This is a genomic window from Mycobacterium sp. (genome assembly GCF_965229265.1).
In the GTDB taxonomy this organism is placed as follows: Bacteria; Actinomycetota; Actinomycetes; order Mycobacteriales; family Mycobacteriaceae; genus Mycobacterium.
The window spans coordinates 782,203-796,467 of sequence record NZ_CBDDIY010000011.1 but is presented as its reverse complement, the minus strand read 5'-3'; the positions used below and the strand labels follow the sequence as shown (position 1 = coordinate 796,467).

General features: G+C 66.6%; 12 protein-coding genes and 2 tRNA genes. 5 read left to right on the top strand and 9 right to left on the bottom strand.

Annotation, left to right across the window (positions count from 1 at the left end; genetic code table 11):
- The first annotated feature begins 13 nt into the window (after nucleotides 1-13).
- Nucleotides 14-2,185, top strand: a complete 2,172-nt coding sequence (locus tag ADBZ9K_RS16320) for an RNA degradosome polyphosphate kinase (protein WP_526622187.1) — start codon at nucleotides 14-16, stop codon at nucleotides 2,183-2,185.
- A gap of 157 nt (nucleotides 2,186-2,342) precedes the next feature.
- Nucleotides 2,343-3,221 (top strand): 8-oxo-(d)GTP phosphatase MutT1, encoded by an 879-nt coding sequence (mutT1, locus tag ADBZ9K_RS16315; protein ID WP_526622185.1) that lies wholly within the window; start codon nucleotides 2,343-2,345, stop codon nucleotides 3,219-3,221.
- A gap of 116 nt (nucleotides 3,222-3,337) precedes the next feature.
- On the opposite strand, the gene ADBZ9K_RS16310 is transcribed toward mutT1, so the two are convergent.
- From ADBZ9K_RS16310 to leuC, 3 genes are all read right to left on the bottom strand, one after another.
- Nucleotides 3,338-4,006, bottom strand: a complete 669-nt coding sequence (locus ADBZ9K_RS16310; protein ID WP_526622183.1) for an HU family DNA-binding protein — start codon at nucleotides 4,004-4,006, stop codon at nucleotides 3,338-3,340.
- A gap of 199 nt (nucleotides 4,007-4,205) precedes the next feature.
- Complete coding sequence (leuD, locus tag ADBZ9K_RS16305) at nucleotides 4,206-4,802, bottom strand: 3-isopropylmalate dehydratase small subunit (protein WP_526622181.1); 597 nt, start codon at nucleotides 4,800-4,802, stop codon at nucleotides 4,206-4,208.
- A gap of 22 nt (nucleotides 4,803-4,824) precedes the next feature.
- Nucleotides 4,825-6,258 carry a 3-isopropylmalate dehydratase large subunit gene (leuC, locus tag ADBZ9K_RS16300; protein WP_526622179.1) on the bottom strand — a complete coding sequence of 478 codons (1,434 nt, stop codon included), beginning with the start codon at nucleotides 6,256-6,258 and terminating at the stop codon, nucleotides 4,825-4,827.
- A gap of 75 nt (nucleotides 6,259-6,333) precedes the next feature.
- On the opposite strand from leuC, the gene ADBZ9K_RS16295 reads away from it, so the two are divergent.
- Together ADBZ9K_RS16295 and ADBZ9K_RS16290 are read left to right on the top strand one after the other, a co-directional pair.
- Nucleotides 6,334-7,035: an IclR family transcriptional regulator gene (locus tag ADBZ9K_RS16295; RefSeq protein ID WP_526622178.1), complete on the top strand. Its 702-nt coding sequence runs from the start codon at nucleotides 6,334-6,336 to the stop codon at nucleotides 7,033-7,035.
- A 42-nt stretch (nucleotides 7,036-7,077) separates the two neighbouring features.
- Nucleotides 7,078-7,575: a PPOX class F420-dependent oxidoreductase gene (locus ADBZ9K_RS16290; protein WP_526622176.1), complete on the top strand. Its 498-nt coding sequence runs from the start codon at nucleotides 7,078-7,080 to the stop codon at nucleotides 7,573-7,575.
- Nucleotides 7,576-7,674: 99 nt separating this feature from the next.
- Here ADBZ9K_RS16290 and ADBZ9K_RS16285 read toward each other — a convergent pair.
- The 4 genes from ADBZ9K_RS16285 to ADBZ9K_RS16270 form a co-directional block, all read right to left on the bottom strand.
- Nucleotides 7,675-7,750, bottom strand: a tRNA-Glu gene (locus ADBZ9K_RS16285).
- A 74-nt stretch (nucleotides 7,751-7,824) separates the two neighbouring features.
- Nucleotides 7,825-7,896 (bottom strand) — tRNA-Gln (locus ADBZ9K_RS16280).
- Between the two features lie 113 nt (nucleotides 7,897-8,009).
- The gene (gene gltX / locus ADBZ9K_RS16275) at nucleotides 8,010-9,491 is read right to left on the bottom strand and encodes a glutamate--tRNA ligase (RefSeq protein ID WP_526622174.1); all 1,482 of its coding nucleotides are present in this window, start codon (nucleotides 9,489-9,491) and stop codon (nucleotides 8,010-8,012) included.
- The gene (locus ADBZ9K_RS16270) at nucleotides 9,491-10,267 is read right to left on the bottom strand and encodes a fumarylacetoacetate hydrolase family protein (RefSeq protein ID WP_526622172.1); all 777 of its coding nucleotides are present in this window, start codon (nucleotides 10,265-10,267) and stop codon (nucleotides 9,491-9,493) included. Before ADBZ9K_RS16270 ends, gltX begins: the two co-directional genes overlap by 1 nt.
- Nucleotides 10,268-10,431: 164 nt before the next feature.
- On the opposite strand from ADBZ9K_RS16270, the gene ADBZ9K_RS16265 reads away from it, so the two are divergent.
- Nucleotides 10,432-11,625, top strand: coding sequence for an MFS transporter (locus ADBZ9K_RS16265; protein ID WP_526622170.1), 1,194 nt, complete (start codon nucleotides 10,432-10,434; stop codon nucleotides 11,623-11,625).
- Here the strand turns inward: ADBZ9K_RS16265 and ADBZ9K_RS16260 are convergent.
- Both ADBZ9K_RS16260 and serA read right to left on the bottom strand, forming a co-directional pair.
- Complete coding sequence (locus ADBZ9K_RS16260; protein WP_526622707.1) at nucleotides 11,622-12,632, bottom strand: 3-isopropylmalate dehydrogenase; 1,011 nt, start codon at nucleotides 12,630-12,632, stop codon at nucleotides 11,622-11,624. The two genes, ADBZ9K_RS16265 and ADBZ9K_RS16260, sit on opposite strands and share 4 nt — an antisense overlap.
- Before the next feature lie 5 nt (nucleotides 12,633-12,637).
- Entirely contained in the window at nucleotides 12,638-14,224 is a 1,587-nt protein-coding gene (gene serA / locus ADBZ9K_RS16255; RefSeq protein ID WP_526622168.1) for a phosphoglycerate dehydrogenase, read from the bottom strand.
- Between the last annotated feature and the right edge of the window lie 41 nt (nucleotides 14,225-14,265).

Below are 14,265 nucleotides of genomic sequence, written 5' to 3'. Positions count from 1 at the left end.
CCGACGATGAGGGATGATCGCCTATGTGACCGAGACCGAAACCGACGCGCGCTCCACGGACGACTACTGGCAGCCCGGTGACGCTGCGCCGGAGGCTCCACCCGCGGCTACGGCGGCCGCCGTCGAGGACACGCTGCCCGATAACCGGTATCTGAACCGCGAGCTGAGCTGGCTGGACTTCAACGCCCGGGTGCTCGCGCTGGCCGCCGACACCTCGCTACCCCTGCTGGAGCGGGCGAAGTTCCTGGCGATCTTCGCCTCCAATCTCGACGAGTTCTACATGGTCCGGGTGGCCGGGCTCAAGCGCCGCGACGAGATGGGGCTGTCGGTGCGTTCGGCCGACGGGCTGTCCCCCCGTGAGCAGCTGCGCCGCATCGGCGAGCGCACCCAGCAGATCTCCACCCGCCACGCCCAGGTGTTCCTCGAGTCGGTGCGTCCCGCACTGGCCGAAGAAGGCATCCGCATCATCACGTGGGGCGACCTCACTGATGCCGAGCGCAGCCAGTTGTCGACGTACTTTCACGAGCAGGTGTTCCCGGTCCTCACCCCGCTCGCCGTCGATCCGGCGCATCCGTTCCCGTTCGTCAGCGGGCTGAGCCTGAACCTCGCGATCACGGTGAAGTCCCCCGACGACGGCGGCGAGCACTTCGCCCGGATCAAGGTGCCCGACAACGTCGACCGATTCGTGGAACTCAAGCAAACCGACGGGGAAACCGAGGTGGTGCGGTTCCTGCCCACCGAAGAACTCATCGCGGCGTTCCTGCCGGTGCTGTTCCCCGGGATGGAGATCGTCGAGCACCACGTCTTCCGTATCACCCGCAACGCCGACATGCAGGTCGAGGAAGACCGCGACGAGGATCTACTCCAGGCGCTGGAGCGCGAACTCGCCCGCCGGCGGTTCGGCTCCCCGGTCCGGCTCGAGATCGCCGGCGATATGACCGAGCACATGCTCGAACTGCTGCTGCGCGAACTCGACGTCGATCCCGGTGACGTGGTTCACGTGCCGGGGCTGCTGGATCTTTCGTCGTTGTGGCAGATCTACGGAGTCGACCGCCCGGCTCTCAAGGATCGGCCCTTTGTCCCGGCAACGCACCCGGCCTTCGGGGAACGCGAGACGCCCAAGAGTATTTTTTCGACGCTCCGAGATGGTGACGTCCTCGTCCACCACCCGTATGACTCGTTCTCCACGAGCGTGCAGCGCTTCATCGAGCAGGCCGCCGCGGATCCGAATGTGTTGGCGATCAAGCAGACCCTCTACCGGACGTCGGGCGACTCCCCGATCGTCAACGCGCTCATCGACGCCGCCCAGGCCGGCAAGCAGGTGGTCGCCCTCGTCGAGCTCAAGGCCCGCTTCGACGAGCAGGCCAACATCAAGTGGGCTCGCCAGCTCGAAGATGCGGGCGTGCATGTGGTCTACGGGTTGATCGGGCTGAAAACCCACTGCAAGACCTGCCTGGTGGTCCGCCGCGAAGGCTCGACGATTCGTCGCTACTGCCATATCGGCACCGGAAACTACAACCCCAAGACTGCCCGGCTCTACGAAGACGTCGGCCTGCTGACGGCCTCCCCCGACATCGGGGCCGACCTGACCGACCTCTTCAACTCGCTGACGGGCTACTCGCGCAAGGTGAGCTACCGCAATCTGCTGGTGGCGCCGTACGGCGTGCGCCGGGGCATCATCGAGCGCATCGACCTCGAGATCGCCGCGCACCGCGAAAGCGGCAACGGCCGGATCCGGCTGAAGGCCAACGCCCTTGTCGACGAACAAGTCATCGACGCGCTGTACCGGGCATCGCAGGCCGGCGTGCGCGTCGAGGTCGTCGTGCGCGGTATCTGTGCGCTCAAGCCGGGTGCCGAAGGTTACTCGGACAACATCGTCGTCCGCTCGATCCTCGGCCGTTTCCTGGAGCACTCGCGAGTCTTCCAATTCCGTGCCATTGACGAGGTCTTCATCGGCAGCGCCGACATGATGCACCGCAACCTGGACCGCCGCGTCGAAGTTCTCGCGCAGGTCAAGGACCCCCGGCTCACCAGCTATCTCGATGAGGTGTTCGAGTCGGCTATGGATCCCTCGACGCGGTGCTGGGAACTCGGCCCCGAAGGCCGCTGGACGGCGTCTCCGCAAGACGGTCGACAAGTCCGCGATCACCAGGTGTGGCTGATGGAGCTCCACCGGCAGCACTGAGTGCCCTGTCCGAAGCGACCAACCACGGTTCTGCCCTGGCATGGACCCGAATTGACTTGCGGGAGTTGAGGTGGCCAAGAGAGCGTCACGTGACAGCTCGAAGACCAAATCGACGAAGAAGGTATCGACCAAGAAGGCGGGAACTAAACCCCAGCGCGTGGTCGCGGCGGGTGCGGCACTGTGGCGACCCGACCCTGATACCGGTGAACCACACCTGGCGATGATTCACCGCCCCCGGTACGACGATTGGTCCCTGCCCAAAGGCAAAGTCGATCCCGGCGAGAACGAGCCGGTGGCCGCGGTGCGCGAGATATGGGAAGAGACCGGCCAGCGATCGCACCTTGGCCGTCGCCTGATCCAGACCCACTACCAGATTCCGCAAGGCCACAAGACGGTGCATTACTGGGCGGCTCGCGCACTGGGTGGCGACTTCGTCCCGGGCGACGAGGTCGACCGTCTGGAGTGGTTACCGATCGCCGAAGCGTCGGAAAGGCTTACCTATCCCCATGACCGGGATGTACTCGCGTCCTTCATCACCCATCCCGCCGACACCCAGACCGTATTGATCGTTCGCCATGGCACCGCGGGGATCAAGTCACGCTACAAAGGTGACGACCGGAACCGCCCCTTGGACAAGAACGGTCGCGCGCAGGCCGAGTCGCTGGCCGGACAGCTGATGGCATTCGGGGCCACCAACATCTATGCCGCCGACCGGACGCGTTGCGTCCAGACAGTCGAGCCGCTGGCACAGGAACTCGGCGTGGCGATCACCTCGGAACCCTGCCTCACCGAAGAGGCGTACGCGAGCGACCCGGACACCGCGCACAACCGCGTTGCCGAGATCGCCTCGCGGGGCGGCACACCGGTCATCTGCACGCAGGGCAAGGTGATTCCCTACCTGCTCGCCTGGTGGCGCGATACCGGCAAGCCGGACAAGTCGCGCAACCGCAAGGGCAGCACCTGGGTGCTGTCATTGGAGGGCGGCCGGATCATCGCCGCCGACTACATCGACAATGCGCTCGCCACTAAGGCATGACGTCACCGGTCCCGCCGAAGGACTCCGGTGACGGACGCCACGACGATCGGTTAACGGCCCCAGACACGCGAATACGCCGCGGGCGCTGGGCCCGCGGCGTATTCACCTTCTGAACTTTAGCGACGGCCCTTCTTGGCCGGAGCTTTCTTGGCGGGCGCGGCCTTCTTGGCCGGCGCAGCCTTCTTCACCGGCGCGGCCTTCTTGGCCGGCGCAGCCTTCTTGGCCGGCGCAGCCTTCTTGGCCGGCGCAGCCTTCTTGGCCGGCGCAGCCTTCTTCACCGGCGCAGCCTTCTTCACCGGCGCAGCCTTCTTCACCGGCGCAGCCTTCTTCACCGGCGCGGCCTTCTTCACCGGCGCGGCCTTCTTCACCGGCGCGGCCTTCTTGACCGGGGCCTTCGCGGGGGCCTTCTTCACGACCGCCTTGCGAACGGCCTTCTTGGCAGCGGCCTTCTTAACGGGACCGGCGACGGCACCGCGCTTGACGGCCGGGCCTTCGGCCGGAAGCTTCTGCGCACCGGAAACAACAGCCTTGAACTGAGCGCCGGGACGGAAAGCGGGAACGGAAGTCGGCTTGACCTTGACGGTTTCGCCGGTGCGCGGATTGCGCGCGACACGGGCGGCACGACGCCGCTGCTCGAAAACGCCGAAGCCGGTGATGGTCACGCTGTCGCCCTTGTGCACCGCGCGCACAATGGTGTCGACGACGTTCTCCACCGCCAGAGTTGCCTGCCGACGATCTGAGCCCAATTTCTCCGTGAGTACGTCGATGAGCTCTGCTTTGTTCATTCAATTCCTCCGAAGCCAGTGGTCCACTTTGGACCGACTGCACAACACGGTAAACCCTTGTGCTGCAGATTTCCAAGAGCCACGCCCAATTTCAGGAACGACTTAGGAGGATTTCAGCAATCCGCTTGCCGCCCTAGGGCGGTGATTCGAGGGGGCCTGAACCCCCCTTTCAGTGCGGGAATTCAGCGTCCCGCACCGTTCAGCCGGTCGCCGATACGCGTGGCTTCCACCGGGGTCTACTACTCTCGAAGGCTTCGATTTCGGGGAGTTTCCGCAGCGTAAGGCCTATATCGTCGAGCCCCTCCAGCAGCCGCCAGGCGGTGTAATCGTCAATCGTGAACGGCACCACGGCCGTTCCCGCGGTGATATTTCGATCTTGAAGATTCACAGTGATTTCCAGGCCGGGATTCTGCTCGATCAGCTTCCAGAGCAGTTCGACATCATCCTGAGCGACTTCGGCCGCCAACAGCCCCGCCTTGCCCGCATTGCCGCGAAAGATGTCGGCGAATCGGGACGAGATGACCACCCGGAATCCGTAGTCCATGAGCGCCCAGACGGCATGCTCCCGCGACGACCCGGTGCCGAAATCGGGTCCGGCGACCAAAACCGAACCCCGATCGAAGGGGCTCAGATTGAGAATGAATGAAGGATCTGCGCGCCAGGCGGCGAACAGCCCGTCCTCGAAACCTGTTCGGGTTACCCGCTTCAAATACACGGCGGGAATGATCTGATCGGTGTCGACATTGGACCGGCGCAACGGAACGCCGATCCCGGTGTGGGTGTGAAATGGCTCCATTGTGAACTCCTTGGCAGGTCGTCTAGTTATCGAGATCGGCAGGTGAGGACAACGTTCCACGCACCGCGGTGGCCGCGGCGACGGCCGGAGACACCAGATGCGTCCGGCTGCCTTTGCCCTGCCTGCCTTCGAAATTCCGGTTGGACGTCGACGCACAGCGCTCGCCGACCGCCAGCTGGTCGGGGTTCATCCCCAGGCACATCGAACATCCGGCCTGGCGCCACTCAGCGCCGGCCGCGGTGAAGATCTCCCCCAGCCCTTCGGATTCGGCCTGTGCCCGGACCCGCATCGAGCCGGGCACGACCAGCATCCGCACTCCGTCGGCGATCGTGCGGCCACGCAACACCTCGGCCACCACCCGCAGGTCTTCGATGCGGCCGTTAGTGCACGAGCCGACGAATACCGCATCTACCGGCACCTCGCGCATGGGAGTGCCCGGGCGAAGGTCCATGTAGGCCAACGCCTTCTCCGCGGACTGGCGCTCCGAATCGCTGGTCATCAGCTCCGGGTCCGGAACCGCATCGCCCAACGGGACACCCTGGCCGGGATTGGTGCCCCATGTCACAAACGGGGTCAGTGTCGTTGCGTCGATGTAGACCTCGGCGTCGAATTCCGCCCCCTCGTCGGTTTTGAGCCGCTCCCAGGCGTCGACAGCCGCATCCCAGTCCGCACCCGCCGGAGCGTAGGGACGTCCGCGCAGGAATTCGTAGGTGATCTCGTCGGGAGCCACCATCCCGGCGCGGGCACCCGCCTCGATGCTCATGTTGCAGATCGTCATCCGGGCTTCCATCGACAGCGATTCGATGGTGCTGCCGCGGTATTCGATGACGTACCCCTGACCCCCGCCGGTGCCGATCTTGGCGATCACCGCCAAGATGATGTCCTTGGCACTCACACCGCGCGGCAGCGGTCCATCGACATTGACCGCCATGGTCTTGAACGGCCGCAGCGGAAGTGTCTGGGTGGCAAGTACATGCTCGACCTCAGAGGTGCCGATGCCCATCGCCAGGGCACCGAACGCGCCGTGGGTGGAGGTATGACTATCGCCACACACAATCGTCATCCCCGGCTGGGTGAGCCCCAATTGCGGGCCCATCACGTGCACGATGCCTTGCTCGGCATCGCCCATCGAGTGCAGGCGGATTCCGAATTCGGCGCAGTTGCGCCGCAGCGTCTCCACCTGGGTGCGTGAGATCGGGTCGGCGATCGGCTTGTCGATGTCGACCGTCGGCACGTTGTGGTCCTCGGTGGCGATGGTGAGGTCGGGACGGTGCACCGGCCGGCCAGCCAGCCGCAGGCCGTCGAAGGCCTGGGGGCTGGTCACCTCGTGAATGAGATGCATGTCGATGTAGATCAGGTCGGGCTCACGCGAGGCGCCGCTGCCCGCTCCGGCGGCGACAACGTGGTCACCCCACACCTTCTCGGGCAGGGTCCTGGGCTTGTCGGACTGGGCCATCACTTCTCGATTCGTTCGTCGACCACCCGGGCGTAAGGTTGGCTATCTCACATTCCGGGAACGTAGTATCTAGATATGAGACAGGATAGCGGCATCGGCGTGCTCGACAAAGCCATGGGCGTGCTGCACTCCATCGCCGAGTCCCCCTGCGGGCTGGCCGAACTCTGCGAGCGCACCGGGCTGCCACGGGCCACCGCGCACCGGCTCGCCGCCGGCCTGGAAGTACACCGGCTGCTTGCCCGGGACAGCGCCGGACGCTGGCGCCTCGGGCCGGCCGTCACCGAATTGGCGGCCCAGGTCAACGACCCCCTCCTGGCGGCCGGTGCCGCGGTGCTGCCCCGGCTTCGGGAGATCACCGGGGAGAGCGTGCAGCTCTACCGCAGGGAGGGCAGCACCCGCGTCTGCGTCGCCGCCCTGGAACCGCCTGCAGGGCTTCGCGATACCGTGCCCGTCGGCGCGCGGCTGCCGATGACGGCCGGCTCCGGCGCCAAGGTGCTGCTGGCCTTCAGCGATTCGGCCACCCAGCAGGCCGTCCTGCCGGGCGCCACGTTCACCGAACGCAGCCTGGCCGAGGTCCGCCGGCGGGGCTGGGCGCAAAGCGCTGCCGAACGCGAGCCGGGTGTGGCCAGCATCTCGGCGCCGGTACGTGACCGCAGCGGTGCGGTGATCGCCGCCGTCTCGGTATCCGGGCCGATTGACCGGATGGGCCGGCGTCCCGGAGCCCGGTGGGCTGCCGATCTCCTGGCCGCTGCCGAGGCGCTGACCCGCCGACTGTGATCCCCGCGACTGTGCGCACGCGCGGCCTGACAAACTGACGCCATGGGAACCAATCAGCGCAATCAGATCGTCATGTCCGACGACGAGATCGACGATTTCGTGGCACGCAGCCGGACCGGAACCATGGCGACCATCGGACCCGACGGCCAGCCTCACCTCGTCGCCATGTGGTACGGCGTGATCGACGGTGAGATCTGGGTCGAGACGAAGGCCAAATCCCAGAAGGCGGTCAATCTGCGCCGGGACCCACGGGTGAGCTTTCTCATCGAGGACGGCATGACCTACGACACACTGCGCGGCGTGGCCTTCGAAGGGGTCGCCGAGATCGTCGAGGATCCCGACACCATCTTCAAAGTCGGCATCAGCGTCTGGGAGCGCTACAACGGGCCCTACACCGACGACCTCAAGCCAGCCGTCGACATGATGATGAACAAGCGCGTAGCGGTGCGCATCGTCACCAAGCGCACCCGCTCCTGGGATCACGGCAAGCTCGGCCTGCCCCCCATGCCGCTGGCCGGGTCCACCGCGCCCGACCAATGAGCCGACAAATCGGGGGCGTCTGAAATCGTCACCGCCCCCGAACCGATGCCCCAAGACAAAAGCAGCGGCCCCCGGACAGTGTCCGGGGGCCGCTTGCATTGGTAGCCCCGATGGGATTCGAACCCACGCTACCGCCGTGAGAGGGCGGCGTCCTAGGCCGCTAGACGACGGGGCCAGAACCAATCTGTGGTGCGCCTTGCGGCGCACCGGTTCGTCAGCATAGCTCAGAGATCTGCGCTGACGAAATTGCTGGGGTACCAGGACTCGAACCTAGAATGGCTGAACCAGAATCAGCTGTGTTGCCAATTACACCATACCCCATTGGCTTCCGATAACCGCTGGTCAGCGGTCTTCACGCCGGCGGAGCCGGGAATCAAGACCGCGTGCCCTGCGGTTGCGGGCCGACGAGCACACTATCAAAGATTTCGACCGGCTTATTCCAGCACCCCGGCCTGATCCCGCGCCAACCGCAATCGGTGCAGGCTGCGGTCGCGACCAAGCAGCTCCAGCGACTCGAACAGCGGCGGGCTTACGGTGGCCCCCGTCGCGGCCACCCGGATGGGTCCGAACGCCTTACGCGGCTTCAGCTCGAGGGTGTCCAGCAGCGCGGTCTTGAGCGCCTCCTCGATGCCGGCGGTGGTCCATTGCGGCACCGCTTCGAGGGCGGCGATGGCCCCGTCGATAACCGGCGCCGCCTCGGGGCCGAGTTCCTTCGCGGCGGCCTTGGGGTCCAGCTCGTAGGCGCCGTCGTTGAGGAACTTCAGCAGGCCCCAGGCATCGGAGAGAACCACGATCCGCGTCTGCACCAGTTGCGCGGCCACCGCGAAACCGGCGGCATCGAGCCCGGTGTCATGGCCATGCGCCTGGAAGTAGGACGCGAGCCGCGCGGTGAACTCGGCTTCGTCGAGCCGGCGAATGTGCTCGGCGTTGATGGCGTCGGCCTTCTTCTGATCAAATCGCGCCGGGTTGGAGTTGACGTCCACCACGTCGAACGCGGCCACCATCTCATCGAGGCTGAAGATGTCGCGGTCCTCGGCTATCCCCCACCCGAGCAGCGCCAGGTAGTTCAGCAGCCCCTCGGGCAGGAAACCCCGATCGCGGTGCAGGAAGAGGTTGGACTCCGGGTCGCGTTTGGACAGCTTCTTGGTACCCTCGCCGAGAACCGGTGGCAAATGGGCGAATTCGGGCACCCGATCGGCCACCCCGATTCGCACCAGGGCTTGGTACAGCGCGATCTGGCGTGGCGTCGACGGCAGCAGGTCCTCACCCCGCAGCACATGGGTGATCCTCATTAACGCGTCATCGACCGGATTGACCAAGGTGTACAACGGCTCTCCGGTCGCGCGGGTCAGCGCGAAGTCGGGGACGGTGCCGGCCGCGAACGTCGTCGTCCCCCGGACGAGGTCGTGCCAGCTGATGTCCGTGTCGGGCATCCGCAGCCGCAACACGGCGTTGCGCCCCTCGGCGGCGTAGTCGGCGCGCTGCTCGTCGGTCAGATCGCGATCGTAATTGTCATAGCCCAGCTTGGGGTTACGCCCGGCCGCCAGATGGCGTGCTTCGACTTCCTCGGGTGTGGAGTAGGCCAGATACGCCTCGCCGGATTCCTGCAGCGCCGCGACCACGTCGCGGTAGATGTCCGTGCGCTGGGACTGCCGGTAGGGCGCGTGTGGACCACCGACCTCCGGGCCCTCGTCCCAATCCAAGCCGAGCCAGCGCAGCGCCTCCAGCAGAGCCTGATAGCTCTCCTCGGAGTCTCGCTGGGCGTCGGTGTCTTCGATCCGGAAGACGAAGGTGCCGCCGGTGTGGCGCGCGTAGGCCCAGTTGAACAGCGCGGTACGCACCATGCCGACATGCGGGATACCGGTCGGCGACGGGCAGAACCGCACGCGCACCGCCGCATTGGGCACCGTTGTCATCACTTGCCTTTCCGAATGACGGGATTCGTCAGCGTCCCGATGCCCTCGATGCTGACGCTGACGGTGTCACCGTTCTCGATCGGGCCGACACCCTCCGGGGTGCCGGTGAGGATGAGATCGCCCGGCAGCAGGGTCATCACGGCCGAGATCCACTCGATGATGGCGCCGATATCGTGGATCATCATCGAGGTGCGGCTGCGCTGGCGCACCTGGCCGTTGACTTCGGTGCGGATCTCCAGATCGGACGGGTCGAGGTCGGTGACGATCCACGGACCCACCGGGCAGAAGGTGTCGTGTCCCTTGGCTCGAATCCACTGCCCGTCCGCCTTCTGCTGGTCGCGGGCGGACACGTCGTTGGCAATGGTGTAGCCGAGGATGTTCTCGGCGGCGCGAGCGGCCGGGACGTCCTTGCACGGCCGGCCGATCACCACCGCCAGTTCCCCCTCGTGGTGGACGGGTGAGGCGTTGGCCGGCAACTGGATCGTCGCGCCGGGGCCGATGATCGCGGTGTTGGGCTTGAGGAAGATGACCGGATCCTCCGGGGCGTCTCCGCCCATCTCCTCGATATGGGCCAGGTAGTTCTTGCCCATGCAGACCACCTTGCTGGCCAGGATGGGGGCCAGCAGGCGGACGTCGGCCAGTGGCCAGCTTCGTCCGGTGAATGTCGGGTTGCCGAACGGATGCTCGGCAATCTCACGAACGGTTTCACTCCCCGGGTCTCCTTCGATACTGACGAAGGCGACCCCGTCGGGGCTGGCGATTCGACCCAGGCGCATTCGTCACAGCCTAGTGCTGCGGCGGGGCGGGGCGGACAGGACCTGAGCACCTGCCACCGTCCGGCTCAGCCGGCACGGCCTGCCACCACCCGCCGCGTCTCGCAATTCTCACATAATGAGAAACGCATTCCCTATCGTGGGATAGCGCGTGGAATCATGGCCGCATGGCCGTCGACACGCTCAGCACCCTGCGTCGTTGGTCGATGCTCGTGATCGCGCTGTTCGCGACCTTGTCCGCCAATGTCTTCATCAACGGCGCTGCCTTCCTCATCCCCACCCTGCACACCACCATGGGGCTCGACTTGGCCAAAGCCGGCCTGGTGTCGGCGATGCCCAGCTTCGGCATGGTCTTCACCCTGATCGCCTGGGGCTATGTGGTGGACCGGGTCGGCGAACGCGTCGTCCTGGCCGTCGGCTCGGCGCTGACCGCCGCCGCGGCGCTGGCCGCCGCCTCGGTGCATTCACTGTTGCTGGTCGGCGTTTTCCTGCTGCTGGGTGGAATGGCCGCCGCCAGCAGCAATTCGGCGAGCGGACGCCTGGTGGTCGGTTGGTTCCCGCCGCAGCAACGCGGCCTGGTGATGGGGATCCGCCAGACCGCCCAGCCGCTGGGCGTGGCGGTCGGCGCTCTGGTCATTCCGCGTCTGGCGCAGGCGCACGGAGTGGGTATGGCATTGCTGTTCCCCGCGATCGTGTGCGCGGTGGCGGCGCTGGTGTGCGCGGTCGGCGTGCTCGACCCGCCTCGGCCGCCGCGCGCCGAGGCGCCGGCCGCCCACCTGGCCAATCCCTACCGCGGGTCGAACGTACTGTGGCGGATCCACGCGGTGTCGGTGCTCCTGGTGGTTCCGCAGTGCGTGGTGTGGACCTTCACGCTGGTGTGGCTGATCGCCGATCGCGGTTGGTCGACGCAGTCGGCCGGCATCTTGGTGATGTCGGCTCAGGTGCTGGGGGCGCTGGGGCGCATCGCCGCCGGACGCTGGTCGGACCGAACGGGTTCACGGCTGCGGCCGATCCGCACGATCGCGATCGCGGCGGCGGTGTCGATGCTGGCGCTGGCGCTGACCGACGCGTTGCATTCCCCGCTGTCCATCGCGGTGATGGTCGCCGCCTCGGTGATCACAGTCAGCGACAACGGGTTGGCGTTCACCGCGATCGCCGAGATTGCCGGGCCGTTCTGGAGCGGCCGGGCGTTGGGCGCCCAGAACACCAGTCAGCTGCTGACCGCCGGGCTGACCCCGCCGTTGTTCGGCGCCCTGATCGGGGCGCTGGGCTTCCCGGTGGCCTTCGCCGTGTGCGCGCTGTTCCCGGTCGTGGCGCTGCCGTTGGTGCCCGTCGACGAGCGCGTGACCGACCGAGACTAGAGCGCCGCGCGAATGCGGTCGCCGACCTCGCGAGTCGAGAATGTCGCGTCGCCCCGGCTGGCCAGGTGAGCCCCAACAGCCTCGTCGACACGGGCGGCCGCAGCGTCCTCGCCGATGTGGCGCAGCAGCAGGGCAACTGACATCACCGCGGCGGTGGGATCGGCGATCCCCTTGCCGGCAATATCGGGTGCACTGCCGTGGACCGGTTCGAACATCGACGGATTGGTCCGGGTGGCATCGATATTGCCGCTCGCGGCCAGGCCGATGCCGCCGCAGACCGCCGCGGCCAGGTCGGTGATGATGTCACCGAACAGGTTGTCGGTGACGATGACGTCGAACCGCCCCGGGTCGGTGACCATGTGGATGGTGGCGGCATCGATGTGCTGATAGGCGATCTCGACGTCGGGATACTCCTGGCCGACCTCGGCAACCACCCGGGACCACAGGCTGCCTGCGAAGGTCAGCACGTTGGTCTTATGTACCAGAGTCAGGTGCTTGCGCCGGGACTGTGCGCGCGCGAACGCATCCCGCACCACCCGCTCGACGCCGAAGGCGGTGTTCACGCTGACTTCGGTGGCCACCTCGTGCGGGGTACCCACGCGCAGAGCGCCGCCGTTTCCGGTGTACGGGCCTTCGGTGCCCTCGCGCACCACCACGAAGTCGATACTCGTCACCCCGGACAGCGGGCTGTCGACGCCCGGGTAGAGCCGGCCCGGACGCAGGTTCACGTGATGGTCCAGGGCGAACCGCAGTTTGAGCAGCAGGCCGCGCTCCAGCACGCCGCTGGGCACCGACGGGTCACCGATCGCACCGAGCAGGATGGCGTCGTAGCCCTTCAGCTCCTCGATGGTCTCCGCGGTGAGCAGTTCACCCGTCGCGTGATAGCGGCGCGCCCCGAGGTCGTACTCGGTCTTCTCCACACCGGGCAGCACCACGTCGAGCACCTGCAAGGCCTCATCGATGACCTCCGGACCGATGCCATCGCCCGCTATGACCGCCAATTTCATCTGTGTCACGACAGATCCACCACTTCCAGGGTCGTTGCACCAACAGCGTCACCGATGGCCGACCGGACGTCGTCGGAGACGTCGCGGTCCAACCGCAGCATCAGCGTCGCCCCCGTGCCGCTGGTGTCCTGGCTCAGTTGAGCCGCCAGGATGTTCACGTCGGCGTTGCCCAACAGCGTGCCGATCCTGCCGAGCGCCCCCGGCTGATCGGAGTAGTGCAGCACCAGGTTCACGCCTTCGGCGCGCAGGTCGAAGTTGCGGCCGTTGATCTGGACGACCTTCTCGACCTGCTGGGGCCCGGACAGTGTTCCCGACACATTGGTCGCCGTGCCGTCGGGTCCGACGACACGCACATCGACGAGGCTGCGGTGGTTGGGGCTCTCACTGACGGTGGTCAGTTCACTCTGCAGACCCCGCTCAGCGGCCAGGTTGGGCGCGTTGACGAACGTCACCTGCTGGTCGGTCACGGTTGAGAAGAAGCCGCGCAACGCCGAAAGCTTCAGTACCTCAACATCTTCCGAGGCGATCTCGCCAGAGACGCGAACGGAGAGATTCGATACCGCCCCGGTGGACAGCACGCCTACGAGCAGACCGAGCTTGCGGGCCAGGTCCAGCCACGGTGCCACCTCTTCACTCACCGCGCCGCCGCCGACGTTGACCGCGTCGGGCACGAATTCCCCAGCCAAAGCAAGCTTCACGCTGGCCGCCACATCGGTACCGGCGCGGTCCTGCGCCTCGGTAGTGGAGGCGCCTAGGTGCGGGGTGACGACGACCTGCGGAAGCTCGAACAGCGGGCTGTCGGTGCACGGTTCGGTGCTGAACACATCGAGGCCCGCGGCACGGACATGGCCGCTCGTGATCGCGTCGGCCAGCGCCTGCTCGTCGATCAGGCCGCCGCGGGCGGCGTTGACGATGATCACCCCCGGCTTGGTCTTGGCCAGCGCCTCCTTGCCGAGCAGACCGGCGGTCTCCGGAGTCTTCGGCAGGTGCACGGAGATGAAGTCGGCACGCGCCAGCAAGTCATCCAGTGTCAGCAGTTCGATGCCCAGCTGTGCGGCGCGCGCCGCCGGCACGTAGGGGTCGTAGGCCACGACGTGGGTACCGAAGGCGGCCAGCCGCGCGGCGACCAGCTGCCCGATCCGGCCCAGGCCGACGACGCCGACGGTCTTGCCGAAGATCTCGGTGCCGTTGAACGACGAGCGCTTCCAGGTGTGCTCGCGCAGCGTCGCGTCGGCGGCCGGGATCTGGCGCGCGGCGGCCAGCATCAACGCCAGCGCGTGTTCGGCGGCGCTGTGGATGTTCGAGGTGGGCGCGTTGACTACCAGCACACCGGCTGCGGTGGCGGCGTCGACATCGACGTTGTCCAGCCCGACCCCGGCGCGGGCGATTATCTTGAGCCTGGGTGCGGCGGCGATAACCTCGGCGTCCACCGTGGTGGCCGAGCGCACCAACAGAGCGTCGGCATCGGCGGCCGCGGCCAGCAGTTTTGGCCGGTCGGGGCCATCGACCCAGCGCACCTCGACCGCGTCGCCCAGGGCGGCGACGGTCGACTCGGCGAGTTTGTCTGCGATCAACACAACGGGCAGATTCACGCCGGTCAGCCTAATGTGTGGCGCCCAGCTCACGACCATCG

What these genes read in the sequence shown, in the direction of transcription:
- gltX (WP_526622174.1), bottom strand. Translation starts at nt 9,491, where the DNA reads ATGACAACGGTGCCCAATGCGGCGGTGCGCGTGCGGTTCTGCCCGTCG.
- leuC (WP_526622179.1), bottom strand. Translation starts at nt 6,258, where the DNA reads ATGGCCCAGTCCGACAAGCCCAGGACCCTGCCCGAGAAGGTGTGGGGT.
- ADBZ9K_RS16270 (WP_526622172.1), bottom strand. Translation starts at nt 10,267, where the DNA reads ATGCGCCTGGGTCGAATCGCCAGCCCCGACGGGGTCGCCTTCGTCAGT.
- leuD (WP_526622181.1), bottom strand. Translation starts at nt 4,802, where the DNA reads ATGGAGCCATTTCACACCCACACCGGGATCGGCGTTCCGTTGCGCCGG.
- ADBZ9K_RS16320 (WP_526622187.1), top strand. Translation starts at nt 14, where the DNA reads ATGATCGCCTATGTGACCGAGACCGAAACCGACGCGCGCTCCACGGAC.
- ADBZ9K_RS16260 (WP_526622707.1), bottom strand. Translation starts at nt 12,632, where the DNA reads ATGAAATTGGCGGTCATAGCGGGCGATGGCATCGGTCCGGAGGTCATC.
- ADBZ9K_RS16265 (WP_526622170.1), top strand. Translation starts at nt 10,432, where the DNA reads ATGGCCGTCGACACGCTCAGCACCCTGCGTCGTTGGTCGATGCTCGTG.
- ADBZ9K_RS16310 (WP_526622183.1), bottom strand. Translation starts at nt 4,006, where the DNA reads ATGAACAAAGCAGAGCTCATCGACGTACTCACGGAGAAATTGGGCTCA.
- ADBZ9K_RS16295 (WP_526622178.1), top strand. Translation starts at nt 6,334, where the DNA reads ATGAGACAGGATAGCGGCATCGGCGTGCTCGACAAAGCCATGGGCGTG.
- ADBZ9K_RS16290 (WP_526622176.1), top strand. Translation starts at nt 7,078, where the DNA reads ATGGGAACCAATCAGCGCAATCAGATCGTCATGTCCGACGACGAGATC.